The organism is Streptomyces sp. NPDC002580, from assembly GCF_042889485.1.
Lineage (GTDB): Bacteria > Actinomycetota > Actinomycetes > Streptomycetales > Streptomycetaceae > Streptomyces.
This window is the reverse complement of the sequence record NZ_JBIAQZ010000012.1, coordinates 156,519-174,000: the sequence shown is the minus strand read 5'-3', so window position 1 is coordinate 174,000 and position 17,482 is coordinate 156,519. Positions and strand designations below refer to the sequence as shown.

Genomic DNA, 17,482 nt, shown 5'->3' with positions numbered 1-17,482 from the left:
CCCGGCGGTGACACCGGTGAGGCGGCGGTTTGGCGGTATCGGCGGGAGAGCGCTGTCCATGGGGCAGCGCAATCCTTCCGACAGCGCTGCGCCTGAGTATGCTTTTGCCATGGAATCCCCCGCGCGGAGCACACAGGCCGCGGAGCGCACCGACCGGGCCGGGAGCGCCGTGTGCGTCGACGCCGAGGACCTGGCGTACGACGTGTTCGCCCGCGGTTGCCCCTCCCGGGGCACGCTGGAACACGTCACCGGCCGCTGGGGGGCGCTCACCCTGGGAGCCCTGCACGACGGCACGTTCCGGTTCAACGAGTTGCGCCGCCGCGTCGACGGCGTCAGCGAGAAGATGCTCTCCCAGACCCTGCACGCGCTGGAGCGCGACGGTCTGGTGCACCGCGACGCGCAGCCCACGAACCCGCCGCGCGTCGACTACACCCTCACCCCGCTCGGACGCGAGGTCGCCGAGCGGCTGCTCGCCCTCATCACGTTCGTGGAGGGCCACATGGACGACGTGCTGGGCGCTCGTGGCCGCTACGACGAAACGCGCGGAGCCTGACGGACGGTCCGGCGCGAAACCCCGGCGTGCGGCGCCGGGTTCAGGCCGCCGGGCGGGGCGGGCGCTGGCAGCGCGGACAGAAGTAGCTGGAGCGGTTCATCCAGGCGCGCCGGCGCATCGGGGTCCCGCAGCGGTGGCAGGGCTCCCCCTCGCGCCCGTACGCGTCGAGCGAGCGGTCGAAGTAGCCCGACTCGCCGTTGACGTTGACGTACAGGCTGTCGAAACTGGTGCCGCCCGCGGAGAGGGCGTCGTTCATGACGTCGCGGGCGTGACCGAGGAGTTCGGCGGTGCGCGGCCGGGTCATGGTCCCCGTCGGGCGTTCGTAGTGCAGCTTGGAACGCCAGAGCGCCTCGTCCGCGTAGATGTTTCCGACGCCACTGATCAGCGACTGGTCGAGCAGCGCGCGTTTGACCGTCGTACGACGGGCGCGCAGGGCCGTGTGGAACGCGGCGTCGTCGAAGAGCGGATCGAGCGGGTCGCGGGCGATGTGCGCGATGACGTCGGGAAGCCCGTCCGGGGTGTTCTCGTGCAGCGACAGCCCGCCGAAGGTGCGTTGGTCGACGAAGCGCAGCTCGGTGCCGAGGGCGTCCTCGAAACGGACGCGGACGCGCAGGTGCTTCTCCTCCGCGGCTCCTTCCGGCTGCACCAGGAGCTGACCGCTCATCCCGAGGTGCGCGAGCACGGAGTACGGCGCGTCGTCGAGCGGCAGCCACAGGTACTTGCCGCGGCGCATCGCCTCGCCCACCCGGTGCCCGGCGAGCGCCCTCGCGAAGTCGTCGGGCCCCGCGAGATGCCGCCGCACGGCCCGCGGATGCCGTACCTCGACCGACTTCACGACCCGTCCGGTGACCCAGCGCTCCAAGCCCCGCCGCACCACTTCGACTTCGGGCAACTCGGGCACGGAACTCCTCCGGGGGGGGCGGGCTGAGGGCGATGCGGGAAGGGTACATCGTGCTCGAAGGAGGCCCTGTCGCCGAGGAGTTCGGCCTTCTCCACCCCGGCCCGGGCGCCGGCGACGCGCGGACCCCGCCGCGGCGCGAGTGCGCTGCGACGGGGTCCGGTACCGCGGTCCTGCGGGTGCTGCGGGTACTTCGATGGGTGAAGGATTCAGGCCGTGGCCGGGTCGGTGGTCGGCGTCGAGAGGGGTTCAGCGGTCCCCTCGACGTCCTCGGCCGCCTGCTGGGCGGCACGGGCCACCTGTTCGGCGGCCTGGGCCGACTTCGCGCGTTCGTCCGCGGCCGAGCGGATGGCACGCCACGCGGACTCCGCGGCCTGCTGCTCAGCCTCCTTCTTGCTGCGGCCGGTGCCGGTGCCGTACGAGACGCCTCCGACGCGGGCGGCAGCAGTAAAGGTCTTCTCGTGGTCCGGGCCGGTCTCCGAGACCAGGTACTCGGGCACGCCGAGCCCCTCGGTCGCCGTGAGCTCCTGGAGACTGGTCTTCCAGTCCAGGCCCGCTCCCAGATTCGAGGATTTCTCGATCAGCGGGTCGAAAAGCCGGTGGACGAGTTCGCCCGCCACTTCCAGACCCTGGTCGAGATAGACAGCGCCGATCACCGCTTCAAGGGTGTCGGCGAGGATGGACGCCTTGTCCCGGCCTCCCGTGCCTTCTTCGCCCCGGCCGAGCCGGATGAAGGAGCCGAGTTCGAGGCCGCGGCCCACTTCCGCCAACGCACGAGAATTGACCACCGCGGCCCGCAACTTGGCCAGCTGGCCTTCGGGCAGGTCGGGGTGGGTGCGGTACAGCGTGTCCGTGACCACGAGGCCCAGTACGGAGTCCCCGAGGAACTCCAGACGCTCGTTGGTCGGCAGACCGCCGTTCTCGTACGCGTAGGAACGATGGGTCAGCGCACGCACCAGAAGGGCGGACTCGAGCTTGTAGCCGAGCCGCCCTTCCAGAAGCGTGTGGGACGAGGCTGTGTTGTCCGCCTTTTTCTTGGCGTTTGAATCCGCCTTGGCGTCAGACATCAGACCTCTCACCAGCCGCTCAGACCTCGAGGACCTGGCGCTTGTTATAGGTACCGCAAGCCGGGCACGCGATGTGCTGCAGCTTGGGCTCGTGGCAGCGCTCGCACGCAACCAGGGTGGGGACCGCAGCCTTCCACTGCGACCGGCGGTGGCGCGTGTTGCTGCGCGACATCTTCCGCTTCGGAACAGCCACGGCTACTTCTCCTGCTTCTCGTCGGCGTGCGCTGATGGAAGCGCGCCGCCGCCCATATCGTCCTTCTCGCCATCTTCGAGTGAACCGGCGAGTCCCTGCAGTGCCGCCCAACGGATGTCGACGGCGTCATGGTGGTGGTCCGGGTCGTCCGCGAGCCGGGCTCCGCATTCGGAGCACAGGCCGGGGCAGTCGTCCTGGCACACCGGCTGCATCGGCAGTGCGAGCACCACCGCATCACGCAGCACGGGTTCGAGGTCGAACAGTCCGTCCTCGAGAGGGAGCGTGTCCTCGTCTTCCTCGGCGTCGTCGGCCGGCTCCGCCTTGGGGCGGTTCCGGTCGTCGGCGTCAGGGTACGAGAACATCTCCTGGAAATCCGCTTCGAGCGCCTGCTCAAGCGGCTCGAGACACCTTACGCACTCCCCTTTGGCCGATGCACGGGCGGTGCCTGTGACAAGCACCCCTTCCATGACCGACTCCAGACGGAGTTCGAGTTCCACCGGGGCGCCTTCCGGCACTCCGATGACACCCTGGAGCCCGAGATCCCCGGGAGCGTCGATCGTGCGGCTCAGGCGCTGGAGCGCGCCAGGACGCCGCCCCAGCTCGTGTGTGTCGAACACGAGAGGATTGCGGTGGTCGAGGCGGGCGTTCAGAGCCATGTCTGCTTTCGATCTTCGATCTCGGGAACACCGCCCCCGATGTTCCGAGGGCAGCGTTGATCGCGGACGTACACGCGACCGAAGAGCCAGGATACTGGACCTTTCGCTCTCGGCCCAATCCGGTGCGCTTCCCCCGTCACGACCGCGAGGTACGCGCCCTCCTGACCCGGCGGTCAGTGGTTGCCGCGCCCCTGCTCGTACGCCCTCAGCTGCTCCGCGCTGATCATGCTGGTGTCGAAGAGGCTCGCCGCCTCGAGGGCCTGCGCCTGCTGGTCCATCGTCTGGGCCTGCTGCTGGCCGTAGACCTGCTGCTGGCTCTGGTCGTACGCCTGCTGCTGGTCGTAGCCCTGCTGCTGGTAGGCGGCGTACGGGTCGGCCTGCTGGTAGCCGTACGGGTCGGCCTGCTGCTGGGAGTACTGCTGCTGGTACTCGTACGGGTCGCTCTGCTGCTGGTAGCCGTACGCGTCCTGCTGCTGCCCGTAGGACGGCTGGGCGGCGGGTTCCGGGGCCTGGGCGGGCCGCTCCGGGGCGTCGGCGAGGTCCGCGAGGCCGGCCAGGTAGTCGGAGTCGCTGGTGTGCGCGCCGGGCGTCCCGTCCTCGCCGAAGGTGCTCAGGTCGCCGAGGTCGTCGCTGGCGATCCGGCCCTGCAGCTTCTGCCGGCCGCGGCCGACGGCCTCCAGGGTCTTGGCGAGGACGGCCTCGAAGGCGCCGAGCTTCACGTCGACGTATTCGTCGGCGTTGCGGCGCAGGGTGTCGGGGTCGTAGCTGCGCTCGGGGGCGTCCTCGTCCTCGTAGCCCTGCTCGTCGAGGCCGGGACCGGTGCCGAGGAGCTTCTCGCGGCCGCGGCCGACGGAGCCGAGGGTCTTGGTGAGGACGACCTCGAAGTTGGCGAGCTGGGAGTCGACGTAGTCGTCGGCCTCCGCGCGGATCTCCTCGGCCTCCTTGCGGGACTCGGCGAGGATGCGGTCCGCCTCGTTCTGCGAGCGGCGGGCGACCTCGGTGTCGGAGATCAGGGAGCCCCGCTCGGCGTGCGCGGTCTCGATGATCCGCTCGGCCTCCTGGCGGGCCTGCTCGACCATGTGCTCGCGGCCGCCGATCAGCTCCTGCGCCTGGGCGAGGGAGCCGGGCAGCGCCTGGCGCACCTCTTCCAGCATCGACAGCAGGTCGGCGCGGTTGACCACGCACGAGGCCGACATGGGCATGGAACGGGCACTGCCGACCGCAGCGACGATCTCATCGAGCTTCTTCTGCACGTCCACCGTGTGCTCGCCACTCTCTACAGCTGTGATGGAGACGGACGGGTCGACTGTACGACCACTCCCGCCCCGGCCGACACCGGGTGACGGGCTGTCAGTCGCTCAGTCCTGGCCGAGCCGCCCCTTGAGCGCCTCCAGGACCACCGGCGGCACCAGATGGGAGATGTCACCGCCCCAGTTCGCGACTTCCTTGACGAGCGACGAGGAGAGGAAGCTGTAGGTGGGGCTGGTCGGGATGAACAGGGTCTCGACGCCCGAGAGGCCGATGTTCATCTGGGCCATCTGGAGTTCGTAGTCGAAGTCGCTGACCGCGCGCAGGCCCTTGACGATGGCCGGGATGTCCCGCTGCTTGCAGTAGTCGACGAGGAGGCCGTGGTAGGCCTCGACCTGGATGTTCCCGAACTCGGCGGTGACCTCGCGGATCAGCTCGATCCGCTCGTCGACCGTGAACAGGCCCTTCTTCGACTGATTGATCATCACGACGACGTGCACGACGTCGTACAGCGCGGAGGCGCGGGCGATGATGTCGAGGTGTCCATTGGTGATGGGGTCGAATGACCCCGGACAGACGGCGCGGCGCAACAGTGGTCCCTCGCTCTCCGGTCCGGTCATCGTGCGTCTTCGCACGTAGAGGCGGCGCGACCGTACCAAAACGTTCCCTCGCCGTATCGACGGGCCCTCACGGCTTCGAAACCGTCCGGCCAGCCGAATTCACCGCCCCTGGTGCTGCGCTCCACGGTGACGAGCACTTCCTCCGCGAGCCAGCCCCCGGCCCGGAGTGTGAGCAGGATCTCGCGAAGATCGTCGTCCGAGACGGCGTACGGGGGGTCCAGGAAGACCAGGTCGTACGGCTCTCCGGGCACCGCCGTCCTGACGATCTGTTCCGCTTTGCCCGCCCTCACCTCGGCTCCCGGCAGGCCGATCGAGGTCACGTTGTCGCGGATGACCTTGGCCGCGCGGGCGTCCGCCTCGACGAGCAGGGCGTGTCCGGCGCCGCGGCTGAGCGCCTCGAGGCCGACGGCTCCCGAGCCGGCGTACAGGTCGAGGACGCGTTCGCCCTCCAGCGGGCCGCCGAGCAGGGACTGCCAGGTGGAGAAGAGCCCCTCGCGCGCCCGGTCGGACGTGGGACGGGTGCCGGTGCCCGGCGGGACGGCCAGACGGCGTCCGCCGGCCACGCCGGCGATCACGCGGGTCATGAGGGTCCTTTGCGCTGGGGGTGTGTCGGTTGCTCCCAGTCTCTCAGCCGACGGCCGGTCACCGCCGCTCAGCCCTTGTCCAGGTACTGCTCGCGCTCCTCGTCCAGCAGGGCGTCCAGGGCGACGCGCAGGCCGGGCAGGTTCGTGAGCTCCGGGTCGGCCGCGACCACGGCGGTGGCCTCCTCCCGGGCCTCCGCGATGATCTCCTCGTCCTCGATGACGGCGAGCATGCGCAGCGAGGAGCGGACTCCGGACTGGGCCTGGCCGAGGACGTCGCCCTCGCGGCGCTGTTCGAGGTCGATGCGGGACAGCTCGAAGCCGTCCAGGGTCGAGGCCACCGCGTTCAGCCGCTGGCGGGCCGGGCTCGCCTCCGGCATCTCGGAGACCAGCAGGCACAGCCCCGCCGCCGAGCCACGGCCGACCCGGCCGCGCAGCTGGTGGAGCTGGGAGACGCCGAAGCGGTCGGCGTCCATGATCACCATGGCGGTGGCGTTCGGTACGTTCACCCCGACCTCGATCACGGTCGTGGCGACCAGGACGTGGGTCTCGCCCGCGGCGAAGCGGCGCATGACGGCGTCCTTGTCGTCGGGGTGCATCCTGCCGTGCAGGACCTCGACCCTGAGCCCCCGCAGGGGGCCCTTGGTGAGCTGACCTGCGACGTCGAGGACGGCCAGCGGCGGACGCTTCTCCGCGTCGTCCTCCGCGGAGGGTTTCTTCCTGCTCTTCTTCGGGTCGTCCTCCTCGTCACCGATGCGGGGGCAGACGACGTACGCCTGATGGCCGTTCTCCACCTCTTCGCGCACGCGCTCCCAGGCGCGCGCGAGGAAATGCGGTTTGTCCGCGGCCGGGACGACATGGCTGGCGATCGGCGAGCGCCCGGCGGGGAGCTGGTCGAGCACGGAGGTCTCCAGGTCGCCGAAGACCGTCATGGCGACCGTGCGCGGGATGGGCGTGGCGGTCATCACCAGGAGGTGCGGGGGCTGCTTGCCCTTGCCGCGCAGGGCGTCGCGCTGCTCGACGCCGAAGCGGTGCTGTTCGTCGACCACGACCAGGCCCAGATCGTGGAACTGCACCTTGTCCTCGATCAGCGCGTGCGTGCCGATGACGATCCCGGCCTCGCCGGTGACCAGGTCGAGCAGCGCCTGCCGCCGGCCGGCCGCCCCCATGGAGCCGGTGAGCAGCACGATCTTCGTGGCGTGCTCGGTGCCGCCGAGCATGCCGCCCTGGGCCAGCTCGCCCATCATCTCGGTGATCGACCGGTGATGCTGCTGGGCGAGCACCTCGGTGGGCGCGAGCATCGCGGCCTGCCCGCCCGCGTCCACGACGGCGAGCATGGCGCGCAGGGCGACCAGCGTCTTGCCGCTGCCCACCTCTCCCTGGAGCAGGCGGTGCATCGGGTGTTCGATGGCGAGGCCGTCGAAGATCTCCTTGGAGACCTTCCGCTGGCCCTCGGTGAGGGTGAAGGGCAGTTTGGCGTCGAAGGCGGTGAGCAGTCCGTCGGGGGCGGGCACGCGGGCCACCGCGGGAAGCTGGGAGTCCGCGTGCCGGCGGCGGGCCAGGGCGACCTGGAGGACGAAGGCCTCGTCCCACTTGAGGCGGGCGCGGGCGTCGTGGACGTCGGCCTTGGTGTGCGGGCGGTGGATCTTGAGGAGGGCCTCGGGGAGCGGGACCAGGCCGCGGCCGTCCCGCAGCGGGTCCGGGAGGGGGTCGACGGCCTCCTGGGCGCTCGGCAGCACCGTCTGCACGGCCTTGGCGATCTTCCAGGACTCCAGCTTGGCGGTGGCCGGGTAGATCGGGATGAGGGCGCCCGCCCAGCTGCCGACGCTCTCCACGGTCTCGTCGCCGTCGCCGCTCAGCAGGGCGTACGCCGGATGGGCCAGCTGGAGGCGGCGGTTGAAGACGGAGGCCTTGCCGGAGAACATCGCGCGGGTGCCGGGCAGCAGTTCCTTGTGGGGCTTGTGCACGCCGTGTCCGAAGAAGACCAGCTGGAGGCGGCCGCTGCCGTCCGTGATGGTGACTTCGAGACGCTGGCCCTTGCCGCGGGGCGCCTTGGACGAGGCGAAGGTGTGCAGGCGCGCGTCGGCGACCTGGGCGACCACGGTCACGTGTTCGTCCAGGGGCAGGTCGGCGAGGTGGGTGAGCTGCCCGCGCTCCTCGTATCTGCGGGGGTAGTGGTGCAGCAGGTCGCCGACGGTGTGCAGGCCGAGGTGCTCGGCCATCACCTTCGCGGTGGCGGGACCGAGCGCCTTCTTCAGTGGTTCTTCGAGCACGGGCACGAGATCCATTGCACACCACCGCACTGACATTGCCGTATACGTCCTGGAAATCCGCTGGTCAGACGGCTCGTTCCGGGCCTAGGATGACGCGCTCCGGCCCTCTTCGCGGTCACCGTCCCCCGGGACCGCCCGACCCCGCGCCGTGGCCCGTCCCCCCACCGACCGGCGCAGCGACGATGGACTCCCAGACCTCACAGCCGTCCCAGGCATCCCCGTCACCTCATACGTTCCAGGTCGACCTGCGCGGACTGGTCGACCTCCTCTCCCATCACCTCTACTCCAGCCCCAAGGTCTACCTGCGCGAGCTGCTGCAGAACGCCGTCGACGCGATCACCGCGCGGCGGGCCGAGCAGCCGGACGCGCCGGCCACGGTGCGTCTGTACGCCGAGGACGGGGCCCTGCGCGTGGAGGACTCCGGTGTCGGGCTCACCGAGTCCGACGTGCACAGCCTGCTAGCGACCATCGGCCGCAGCTCGAAGCGGAACGACGGCCTGGAGTCGGCCCGTTCGGACTTCCTCGGCCAGTTCGGCATCGGGCTGCTGGCGTGCTTCGTCGTCGCCGAGCGCATCCGGGTGGTCAGCCGCAGCGCCCGCACGCCCGACGCGCCGCCCGTCGAGTGGACGGCGGCCGACGACGGCTCGTACACCGTGCGCACCCTGCCGCACGAGGCGCGCGCCGAACCGGGCACCACCGTGCACCTGGTGGCGCGCGCCGGTGCCCGCGAGTGGCTGGGCGAGGAGCGGGTCCGGTCGCTGGCACGCGACTTCGGGGCACTGCTGCCGTACGACGTGCGCGTCGGCGACGAGGCGGTCACGGATCTCCCGGCGCCCTGGGAACGGCCCTATCCGAGCCCCGCGACCCGAAGGGTGGCCCTGGCCCGGCACTGCCGCGACCTGTTCGGTTTCACCCCGCTGGACTCCATCGACCTGGACGTGCCGGTCGCCGGGATCCGGGGCGTGGCCTACGTCCTGCCGTCGGCGGTGAGTCCCGCCCAGCGTGCGGGCCACCGTGTGCACCTGAAGGGCATGCTGCTCACCGAGCGGGCCGAACAGCTGCTGCCCGACTGGGCGTTCTTCGTGCGCTGCGTCCTGGACACGGACAGTCTGCGGCCCACCGCCTCGCGCGAGTCGCTGTACGAGGACGAGACCCTCGCCGCCGTACGGGAGGCCCTGGGCGAGCGCGTCCGGTCGTGGCTGACGGGGCTCGCGGCGGGCGATCCGGAACGCCTGGCCGCGTTCCTGTCGGTGCACCACCTGGGCGTGAAGTCGCTGGCGCGGCACGACCTGGAGATGCTGCGCACGATGCTGCCGTGGCTGCCCTTCGAGACGACCGACGGACGGCTGTCCCTGGAGGAGTTCGCCCAGCGGCACCCGGTGGTGCACTTCACGCGGACCGTGGAGGAGTACCGGCAGGTCGCGCCGATCGCCTCGGCGCAGGGCGTCGGGGTCGTCAACGGCGGCTACACGTACGACAGCGAGCTGATCGAGGCGCTGCCGCGCGTGCGCCCCGCCACGGTGGTCTCGGAGCTGGACGCGGACACCGTGACGGCCCACCTGGACGCGGTGGACCCGGCCGAGGAGCTGGCCCTGTCGGCCTTCCTGGGGGCGGCGCGGGCCAGGCTCGACCCGCTGAACTGCGATGTCGTCCTGCGCGCCTTCCACCCCCTGTCGGTGCCCGCCCTGCATCTGGACGACCGGGCCGCCCGCCACGAGCAGGCGCGCGCGGAGGCCGAGGAGCAGGCCGACGACCTGTGGGCGGGCATCCTCGGCTCGCTGCGGGGCAGCGCCCCCCGCGCGCGTCTGGTCCTCAACCACCTCAACCCGCTGATCCGCAGGATCAGTTCGCTCGGCGATCCGGACCTGATAGGCACCGCCACCGAGTCGCTCTACGGACAGGCCCTGCTGATGGCCCAGCGCCCGCTGCGGCCCGCGGACTCGGCGCTCCTGAACCGCGCGTTCATCGGCCTCCTGGAGTGGGCCACCCACACCGAACCCGGAAGGGACGACCGCCGATGAACCCGGCCATGGACTTCGAGACGCTGCGCCGGGCGATGGCGGACAACTACGAGCAGCCGGAGGGCCCCGGCCGCAACGCGCGCGCGGAGCAGCTGCTCGTGGAGGCCGAGCGGCTGAACATCCCGCTCGCCGTCATCGAGGCGCTGGGCCACCAGCTGAAGGTCTACAACTACAGCTCCGAGAAGGGGAAGATGTTCGTCCCCTTCTCGCGCCTGCTGCGCATGTGGGACGAACGTCCCGAGGACTTCGACGAGTTCGAGATCCACTCCCTGCACTGGGTCTTCAAGTGGATGTCGGCGGGCATGCTCGACCAGCCCCACGTCCCGCTCGCCTCCATAGAGAAGTGGCTCGGCGAGATGGAGCACCGCTACCGTCTCGCCGGTTACTCCGAACGGGCCGTGCGCGCCGCCGAGTTCAGCGTCGCCGCCCACCTGGGCGACCTGGCCCGCGCCGAGCGGGCGTACAACGCCTGGATGGCCGCGGACCGCGACTCCATGGCCGACTGCCACGCGTGCGAGCTGCGCGGGCAGGGGCGGTGGCGGGCCCTGCGCGGCGCCGACGCGGAAGCGCTGGAGCTGTGGGCGCCGGTCCTGGAGGGCGAGTTCAGCTGCGCCCACGAACCGCACGCCGTCCTCGCGTCCTCGCTGCTGCCGCTGCTGCGCCTGGGCCGTGTCGACGACGCCCGCGCCCATCATCTGCGGGGCTTCCGGCTGGTGCGGGCCATGGAGAGCATGCGGGGCGCGTACGCGGACCATGTGGAGTTCTGCGCCCTCACCGGCAACGAGGCACGCGCCCTGGAACTGCTCGCGGAGCGCCCGGCCTACTTCACGGACTCCGGGGACCCGCGCAGCAAGCTGGACTACATGGCGGTCGTGGCGCTCACGACGGACCGCCTGACCGCCCTCGGTCTGGGCGGGAGCACGGTTCCGGGGCCCGCGGGACAGATGTGGACCGCGGGCGAACTCGCCGTCCACGCGCGTAAGGAGACGCTCGCGCTGGCCGCCCGGTTCGACGCCCGCAACGGCACCTCGTACATCAGTGAGCGCGCCGTCGCGCGCATGGACCGGCCGGCACTCGTCGAACGGCTCCCGCTGGGCGTGCGCTCCGCGCGCCCGGAGCGCACCGCACGTCACGAACCGCCGACGGTGCCCGCTCCCCCGGCGCGGTCCGAGGCCGAGGCCGCCGAACCCGGCCTGGAGGCGCTGCTCGCCCGGGCCCGGCGGCTCTCCGAGCGGCGGGACCCGGACTCCGTGGAGGCGTGGGCGGCGGTGTCGGTCGCCGCCGAGGGCCACGAACTGGACGTCCGCGACCGCGCGGAGATCGCCGATCACGCGGCGATGGGCCGCGGTCCGGCGGGCGTCGACCTCTTCCACCGGGCCGCCGAGCTGTACGCCGAGGCGGGCGACCCGGGTGAGGCGCTGGCGGCCCGCGCCCGCGCCGCGTACGTCCACGCGCTGTCGGGCGGGACCGCGACGGCCCTGGTCACGGTCGCGGAGCTGCGCGAACAGGTGCTGGCGTTGCGTGCCGAGGGCGGGACGGAGGTGGCGCAGACGGCGTCGGTCCTGATCGGACGGGCCCGGACGCTGATGCACCGGGTGGCCGAGCTGGAGGCCGGTGCGGAGAGCGGGCCCCTCCCGGGCACGGGCGCCGGCAGCGGCTCGGCCGGCGATGTCATGGCCGCCGCCGAGGAGGCCGCGCGGGAGCTGCTGGCTCTCGTGGAACAGCACGCCGGGGACGGCGCGGCTCTGGCGTCGCGGGGTGCGGAGGCGTACGCGATGCTCGGAGAGCTCGCCGGGCGCGCCGATGACGGCGAGGCGGCCGTCGAGTTTCTCTCGCGGGCCGTCGAGGGGTTCGTGGCGGCCGGGCTGCCGTGGTTCGCCGTCGAGCACGACGCCCGGCTGGCCTCGATCGCGACGCACCTCGGCGACCTGGAGACGGCGGAGCGTTCCGTGCGGGCGGCGCTCGATCACGGAGGTTCCCGTCTGGAACCGGTCGACCATGCCCGGCTCCAGCTCCAGCTCACCGAGATCCTCGCCTCCTCCGGACGGTTCGGGCCCGCCTCGGAGCACGCTCTGGAAGCCGCGCACTGGGCCGACGAGGCGGGCGAGGCCGCCACGCTCGGGGCCTGGGCCCGGCACCAGCTCGGTGGTCTCCTGTTCCGCCGGGACCGGTGGGCGGAGGCGGCGGAGATCCTGGAGTCGGCGCTGCCCGACCTGACCGCCGAGATGCACGGCGACGGGGCGATCGTGCAGACGCGCTGGTGGCTCGGCGACTGCCTCACCGAGCTCGGCGAACACCGGGAGGCCGCCGAGCACTGGCTGCGCGCCGCGGACATCGCGCGGCACTGGCCCGAGCAGCGTGACCACGCGACGCTCGCGCACCTCGCGGCCGAGGCCCTCGGGCACGCGGGGCTGACCACGCAGGCGGACCAGGCGTACGCCCGGGCGGGCGACCTCTGGCGCGGTCTGGGCGACGTCCACGGGCTGGTCCGGGCGCTCCGGGCCCGCGCGTGGGCCGCGGCCCGCTCGGACGGGGGCCTCGACGGGGCGCGGGAACTGATGGGAGCGGCGGTCCTGGAGTGCGAGTCGGCGGTGGCGGCCCGCGCCGCCGCCGCGGGCCCGGCGGACGGCTCACCCGAGAAGGTGAGCGAGGGCGGACACGAGGTCGGGAGCGGCTTCGAGGCCGACCCCGGGACGGGCGGCGGACACGTACCCGGGACCGCGGGCGGGGACGGGGACGGGGCGGAGCACGAGGACACCGCCGGGCGCGAGACCGCGCGTCGCCGGATCGTCGCCGAACTCGGTTACACCCACCACCAGTTCGGGGACCTGGTGGCCCGTTCCGTGCCGGACGACGCGGAGCGGGCGGCCGCGCGGGAGACGTTCGAGGAGGCTCTCGGGCACCTCACCCGGGCGATCGCGGTGTTCGACTCCCTCGGGGACGCCCTGCTCGACGCCCGGACGGGAGCCGAACTGGCGGCCGGCCGGCTGGAGGCCGACCTGGGCCGGCGCGAGGCCGCGGAGGCACGCGCCCGCGGGGTGATCGCGGCCTGCGCGCGACTGGACGGGGAGGCCGCGAAGGCCCGGCGGTCCGAGGCCGAGCGGATGCGGGACCTCATGGAGCGCGCCGAAGGGGCCTGAGCCGTCACCCGCCGACGGACCTTCCCGTGCCGGTTCCGAGGACGGACGGGTACGGGAGGGTTCCGAGGGCCCCGGCGTCGCGTCGAGCCCGGCGGTCCCGGCCCGCGCCGCGGGGCTCTCACGCCTCGGTGGGTGCGCGGTGCGCGGGGTCGCCGTCCCGGATCGCCTCGGCCGCGCGGCGCAGTTCGCCGAGCACCGTCCGTACGGCCTTCCGTGCCACGCGTTCGGGGCGGTGGAGCACGTCGATGCGCCGTACGGCGTGGACCCCGCCGAGCGGCCTGAGGACCAGGGCCGGGTGCGGGCGTGTGGTCCAGCGGGGCATCAGGGCGAGCCCCCCTCCGGCGGCGACGGTCTCCGCGACGACCGCGAACTCGTTGATGCGGTGGACGATGTCGAGCCGCCGTCCGGCCACGGCCTCGACGGCCTGGATGGTGGCCATCAGCGGGAAACCGTCGTGCACGGTGATCCACGGCAGGCCCGCGACCTCGCGCGGGGTCACGCGATCCCGGCCCGCCAGCGGGTGATCGGCGGGCATCGCCACGTCCAGCGGCTCCCGCAGCAGCGTGGTGGCGGTGACGGTACCCGGCCAGGGCGGCGCCTGCGCGAGATGGTGGGCGAGCACGAGGTCGTAGTCCCGTGTGAGCCGGGGGAAGTGGTCCTGCGCGACGTCCTCGTCGGCGAGCAGCAGCCGGGGGTCCTCCGGGGTCCGGCCGCGCAGCAGGACGGGGAAGAACGTGGAGGCCGCGCTGTGGAACGCCGCGACCGACACGTCTCCGGCCGGCTCCTCGACGAACTCGTCCACGGTGTGCCGGGCCCGGGCGAGGGCGGACTCCACCCCGATCGCCGCTCCGGCCAGGGCCCGCCCGGCGTCCGTCAACGCGAGTCGCCGTCCGTCGCGTTCGGTGAGCGGCACCGGGATCGAGCGTTGCAGCAGCCGGAGTTGCTGCGAGATCGCCGAGGGCGTCATCAGCAGTGCCTCCGCCACGGCGGTGACGCTGCCCAGTTCACCGAGCTCCCGCAGGATCCGCAACTGCCGTTCGTTCACCCGCTCAGTGTAGTGAACGGTGTAGTGATGCTTAAAAGCTGTTGAAGAACTTCGCTCTGGGCTTCAGGGTCGACGTGGTGAAGCCTTGCGGACGTGTCCCGAGTCCGCAGCACTGACGCAGTGCTCCTCCTTGTCGCCGCCGTCTGGGGTTCCAGCTATCTGGCCGCGAAGAGCGCCACTTCGGTGCTCCCCGTCCTGCTCGTCCTGTTCGCGCGGTACGGCATCTCGGCCGCCGTCTGCCTGGCTCTGGTCGTCGCCCGCCACCGGGCCGGGCGCTGCACGCGCGACGAACTCCGTGTCGGGGCGGTACTGGGGGTCACGCAGGCGGCCGTCCTGGTACTGGAGACGTACGGTGTCGCGCACACCAGCGCGGCCAACGCGGGCCTGATCATCAGCCTCACCGTCGTCCTGACCCCGCTGCTGGACCGCAGGACCGGCGGGAAGGGCCTGCCCCCGCGCTACTTCGCCGCCACCGGCCTGTGCCTCCTGGCCGTCGTGCTCCTGATGTCCGGCAGCGGCTTCCACTCGCCACGGACCGGTGACCTGCTGATGCTCGCCGCCGCGCTGGTCCGCGCCGCCCATGTCGCGCTCGTGGGCCGGCTCACCGCGACCCGCTCCGTGCGCCCCTTGCAGGTCACGACCGTCCAGTCCGCCGTCGGAACCGTCCTGTTCCTGGTGCCGGTCGCCGGCGCCCTGCCGGCACTGGGCCGGGTCGACGCCACCGGCTGGGCACAGCTCCTCTATCTGGCCCTGTTCTGCAGCGTGTTCGCCTTCCTCGCCCAGACCTGGGCGGTGCAGCGCGGTTCCGCCAGCCGGGCCAGTCTGCTGCTGGGCACCGAACCGGTCTGGGCCGCCGCGGTCGGCATCGGCCTGGGCGGCGAACACCTCACGGTCCTCACGGCCCTCGGCGCCGCGCTCATGGTGACCGGGACCTATTGGGGCCAGGCAGTCGAACGCGCCCACCGGACCGCCGGGGCCGTGGCCGTCCCCCCGCGCGCGCCGGCTCCCGCGAACGGCTGAGCGGCCCGCTCGGCGAGCGTGGTTCGTACGCCCCGGGCCCGCTCGGACACCGGCCGCCGGACCTGGGGCACCGCGGCCGCTACTCGACGCCGATCAGCAGCAACGCGCCCTGACGGCCACCCCGGTACACGACGGTGTCCACCGCCAGGTACGACTCCCGCACCCGGGACTCCAGGTGCGCGACGACGCTCTCCGGAGCCTCGTCACCCAGGACGAGGGTGACCATCTCGCCGCCCGCCGAGAGCATCCGGTCGAGAACGGTCTCGGCCGTGGCGGTGACGTCCTCACCGATGACGGCGACGTCGCCGTCGATGAGGCCGAGGACGTCCCCGGCCTGGCAGATGCCGGCCATGGTCCAGGACTGCCGTTCGGCGACGGCGATCTCGGCGTAGCGGGTGGCGCCCGCCGCCGAGGTCATCGCGACGACGTCCTCGTCGAACCGGCGCTCCGGCTCGTGGACGGCCAGCGCGGCGATGCCCTGCACGGCGGAGCGGGTCGGGATCAAGGCGACCCGGACGCCCTCCGCGCGGGCCTGTTCGGCGGCCGCCGCCGCGGTGTGCCGCAGGTCGGCGTCGTTGGGCAGCAGCACCACCTCGCGCGCGTGCGCACGTCGTACGGCCTCCACGAGCTCCCCGCTGGCGGGCGGCTCCCCGGGCCGCGCCAGCACGGTGGTCGCCCCGGCCTCCGTGTACAGACCGGCCAGTCCCTCGCCGGGTACGACCGCCACGACTGCTCGCTGCGCCCGTTCCCGGGGCGGCCGCCCGGCCCCTGCTCCCATGTGGACGTCACCGAGCCCGAAGTGCGTGATCCGGATACGGTGCGGCCGTCCCGCCTCGACGCCCGCCTCGACCGCCGCGCCCGCGTCGTCCACGTGCACGTGGACGTTCCAGAGCCCGTCACCGCCGACCACGACCAGGGAGTCGCCGAGCGCGTCGAGCCGGTCCCGCAGCCGGTCCACGGCCGTGTCCTCCGCCTCCAGCAGGTAGATCACCTCGAACGCGGGATGGCCGTCCTCCGCCACCCCGTCCCCGCAGCCGTCCGCCCGTTCGTACCCGGACCCGTCCGGCCCGCCGGCCCCGTACCCACCCGGACCGGAACTCCCACCCACGACGGCTCCGACGGCTCCGGCGGCTCCGGCGGCTCCGGCGGCTCCGGCGGCTCCGGCGGCTCCGGGGCGAGCATCCCGGACGGCATCGGCACCCGCCTCCGCGCCCGCGTCCGTACCCGCGCCCTGGGGGACACCGCCTTCCTCGCGCTCATGGGGTCCGGCGGCTCCGAAGAGCAGTCGCGGCGCCTCCCCCGTGAACGTCTCCACCAACGCCGCGAGCACCGTCACCAGTCCCCGCCCGCCCGCGTCGACCACACCGGCGCGTTCCAGGACGGCCAGCTGCCCGGTGGTCGCCGCGAGCGCGACGCGCGCTCCCTCGTAGGCCGCCCGCGCGACCGTGCCGCAGTCCCCCTCGACACCCGAGGCCGCGTCGGCGGCGGCCGAGGCGACCGTGAGGACCGTGCCCTCGACGGGGTGCGCGACGGCCTTCCGCGCGGAATCGGCCGCGTTCCGCAGGGCCAGGCGCAGGCCGGGACCGTCCTGGTGAGGGGTCTCGCCGTCGGCGGCGAGGACCTGGGCCATGCCCCGCAGCAGTTGCGCGAGGATGGTCCCGGAGTTGCCCCGGGCCCCGATCAGGGCGCCGTGCGCCATCGCCCGCGCGGCATCGGCAAGCGAGGGCTGCCCGGTCGCCGTCTCGTGTCCCGCGAACACCGCCTCGACGGCCGCCGCCGCCGACTCCGCCGTCAGATAGAGATTCGTCCCGGTGTCCCCGTCGGCGACGGGATAGACATTGATCGCGTCGATCTCCTCGCGCGCGCGGCCCAGGGCCCGCAGCGCGAGCCCGCACCAGGTGCGCACCGCGACAGCGTCGAATGTCTGCGGCACCTGCGGCACCCGCGCCTCCTTGAGCTGCTGCTGGACGTGGGACGCAGCGTAGACCCAGAAGCGGTTACTGCCGGTAGAGGGCCCTGGGGCGCACGGACTCAGCAGGGGCCGGTCCGGCAGATCATGGTAGTTTCGTTCTCCGGGCGCAGTCGTTGTATGCTGCTCCAGTTGCCCGATCCGATCGGGCCGTCCTCCTGGCACCGCTACTCAGATCCTAGATCTTGATTCTCGGCA

General features: G+C 72.6%; 14 protein-coding genes. 4 read left to right on the top strand and 10 right to left on the bottom strand.

Features of this window, described 5'->3' with window-relative positions:
* Positions 1-109: 109 nt before the first annotated feature.
* Entirely contained in the window at positions 110-553 is a 444-nt protein-coding gene (locus ACFYW7_RS32290) for a winged helix-turn-helix transcriptional regulator (protein WP_389508876.1), read from the top strand.
* A 40-nt stretch (positions 554-593) separates the two neighbouring features.
* On the opposite strand, the gene mutM is transcribed toward ACFYW7_RS32290, so the two are convergent.
* The 8 genes from mutM to recG form a co-directional block, all read right to left on the bottom strand.
* The gene (gene mutM, locus ACFYW7_RS32285) at positions 594-1,454 is read right to left on the bottom strand and encodes a bifunctional DNA-formamidopyrimidine glycosylase/DNA-(apurinic or apyrimidinic site) lyase (RefSeq protein WP_389508874.1); all 861 of its coding nucleotides are present in this window, start codon (positions 1,452-1,454) and stop codon (positions 594-596) included.
* Positions 1,455-1,660: 206 nt separating this feature from the next.
* Positions 1,661-2,518 (bottom strand): ribonuclease III, encoded by an 858-nt coding sequence (gene rnc / locus ACFYW7_RS32280; protein WP_389508872.1) that lies wholly within the window; start codon positions 2,516-2,518, stop codon positions 1,661-1,663.
* 19 nt (positions 2,519-2,537) lie between these two features.
* Positions 2,538-2,711, bottom strand: a complete 174-nt coding sequence (gene rpmF / locus ACFYW7_RS32275) for a 50S ribosomal protein L32 (protein WP_006139588.1) — start codon at positions 2,709-2,711, stop codon at positions 2,538-2,540.
* Positions 2,712-2,713: 2 nt separating this feature from the next.
* Positions 2,714-3,367 (bottom strand): YceD family protein, encoded by a 654-nt coding sequence (locus ACFYW7_RS32270; protein ID WP_389508870.1) that lies wholly within the window; start codon positions 3,365-3,367, stop codon positions 2,714-2,716.
* 173 nt (positions 3,368-3,540) lie between these two features.
* Positions 3,541-4,626, bottom strand: a complete 1,086-nt coding sequence (locus ACFYW7_RS32265; protein ID WP_389508868.1) for an ATP synthase F0 subunit B — start codon at positions 4,624-4,626, stop codon at positions 3,541-3,543.
* A 99-nt stretch (positions 4,627-4,725) separates the two neighbouring features.
* The gene (gene coaD / locus ACFYW7_RS32260; RefSeq protein ID WP_389509133.1) at positions 4,726-5,205 is read right to left on the bottom strand and encodes a pantetheine-phosphate adenylyltransferase; all 480 of its coding nucleotides are present in this window, start codon (positions 5,203-5,205) and stop codon (positions 4,726-4,728) included.
* Between the two features lie 26 nt (positions 5,206-5,231).
* Positions 5,232-5,858 carry a 16S rRNA (guanine(966)-N(2))-methyltransferase RsmD gene (gene rsmD, locus ACFYW7_RS32255; protein ID WP_389509131.1) on the bottom strand — a complete coding sequence of 209 codons (627 nt, stop codon included), beginning with the start codon at positions 5,856-5,858 and terminating at the stop codon, positions 5,232-5,234.
* A 29-nt stretch (positions 5,859-5,887) separates the two neighbouring features.
* The gene (gene recG / locus ACFYW7_RS32250) at positions 5,888-8,104 is read right to left on the bottom strand and encodes an ATP-dependent DNA helicase RecG (RefSeq protein WP_389508866.1); all 2,217 of its coding nucleotides are present in this window, start codon (positions 8,102-8,104) and stop codon (positions 5,888-5,890) included.
* A 167-nt stretch (positions 8,105-8,271) separates the two neighbouring features.
* Between recG and ACFYW7_RS32245 the strand changes: the two genes are divergently transcribed.
* Both ACFYW7_RS32245 and ACFYW7_RS32240 read left to right on the top strand, forming a co-directional pair.
* Entirely contained in the window at positions 8,272-10,110 is a 1,839-nt protein-coding gene (locus ACFYW7_RS32245; RefSeq protein WP_389508864.1) for an HSP90 family protein, read from the top strand.
* Complete coding sequence (locus ACFYW7_RS32240; protein WP_389508862.1) at positions 10,107-13,250, top strand: tetratricopeptide repeat protein; 3,144 nt, start codon at positions 10,107-10,109, stop codon at positions 13,248-13,250. The genes ACFYW7_RS32245 and ACFYW7_RS32240 overlap by 4 nt, the downstream gene beginning before the upstream one ends.
* A gap of 118 nt (positions 13,251-13,368) precedes the next feature.
* On the opposite strand, the gene ACFYW7_RS32235 is transcribed toward ACFYW7_RS32240, so the two are convergent.
* Positions 13,369-14,295 carry a LysR family transcriptional regulator gene (locus tag ACFYW7_RS32235; protein ID WP_389508860.1) on the bottom strand — a complete coding sequence of 309 codons (927 nt, stop codon included), beginning with the start codon at positions 14,293-14,295 and terminating at the stop codon, positions 13,369-13,371.
* Between the two features lie 93 nt (positions 14,296-14,388).
* Between ACFYW7_RS32235 and ACFYW7_RS32230 the strand changes: the two genes are divergently transcribed.
* The gene (locus tag ACFYW7_RS32230; RefSeq protein ID WP_389508858.1) at positions 14,389-15,315 is read left to right on the top strand and encodes a DMT family transporter; all 927 of its coding nucleotides are present in this window, start codon (positions 14,389-14,391) and stop codon (positions 15,313-15,315) included.
* A gap of 79 nt (positions 15,316-15,394) precedes the next feature.
* On the opposite strand, the gene ACFYW7_RS32225 is transcribed toward ACFYW7_RS32230, so the two are convergent.
* A complete protein-coding gene (locus ACFYW7_RS32225) occupies positions 15,395-17,257 on the bottom strand; it encodes a DAK2 domain-containing protein (protein ID WP_389508856.1) in 1,863 nt (620 codons plus the stop codon).
* Between the last annotated feature and the right edge of the window lie 225 nt (positions 17,258-17,482).

Coding starts and splice junctions, on each gene's coding strand:
- ACFYW7_RS32290 (WP_389508876.1), top strand. CDS start 110: ATGGAATCCCCCGCGCGGAGCACACAGGCCGCGGAGCGCACCGACCGG.
- rnc (WP_389508872.1), bottom strand. CDS start 2,518: ATGTCTGACGCCAAGGCGGATTCAAACGCCAAGAAAAAGGCGGACAAC.
- ACFYW7_RS32270 (WP_389508870.1), bottom strand. CDS start 3,367: ATGGCTCTGAACGCCCGCCTCGACCACCGCAATCCTCTCGTGTTCGAC.
- recG (WP_389508866.1), bottom strand. CDS start 8,104: ATGGATCTCGTGCCCGTGCTCGAAGAACCACTGAAGAAGGCGCTCGGT.
- ACFYW7_RS32245 (WP_389508864.1), top strand. CDS start 8,272: ATGGACTCCCAGACCTCACAGCCGTCCCAGGCATCCCCGTCACCTCAT.
- ACFYW7_RS32240 (WP_389508862.1), top strand. CDS start 10,107: ATGAACCCGGCCATGGACTTCGAGACGCTGCGCCGGGCGATGGCGGAC.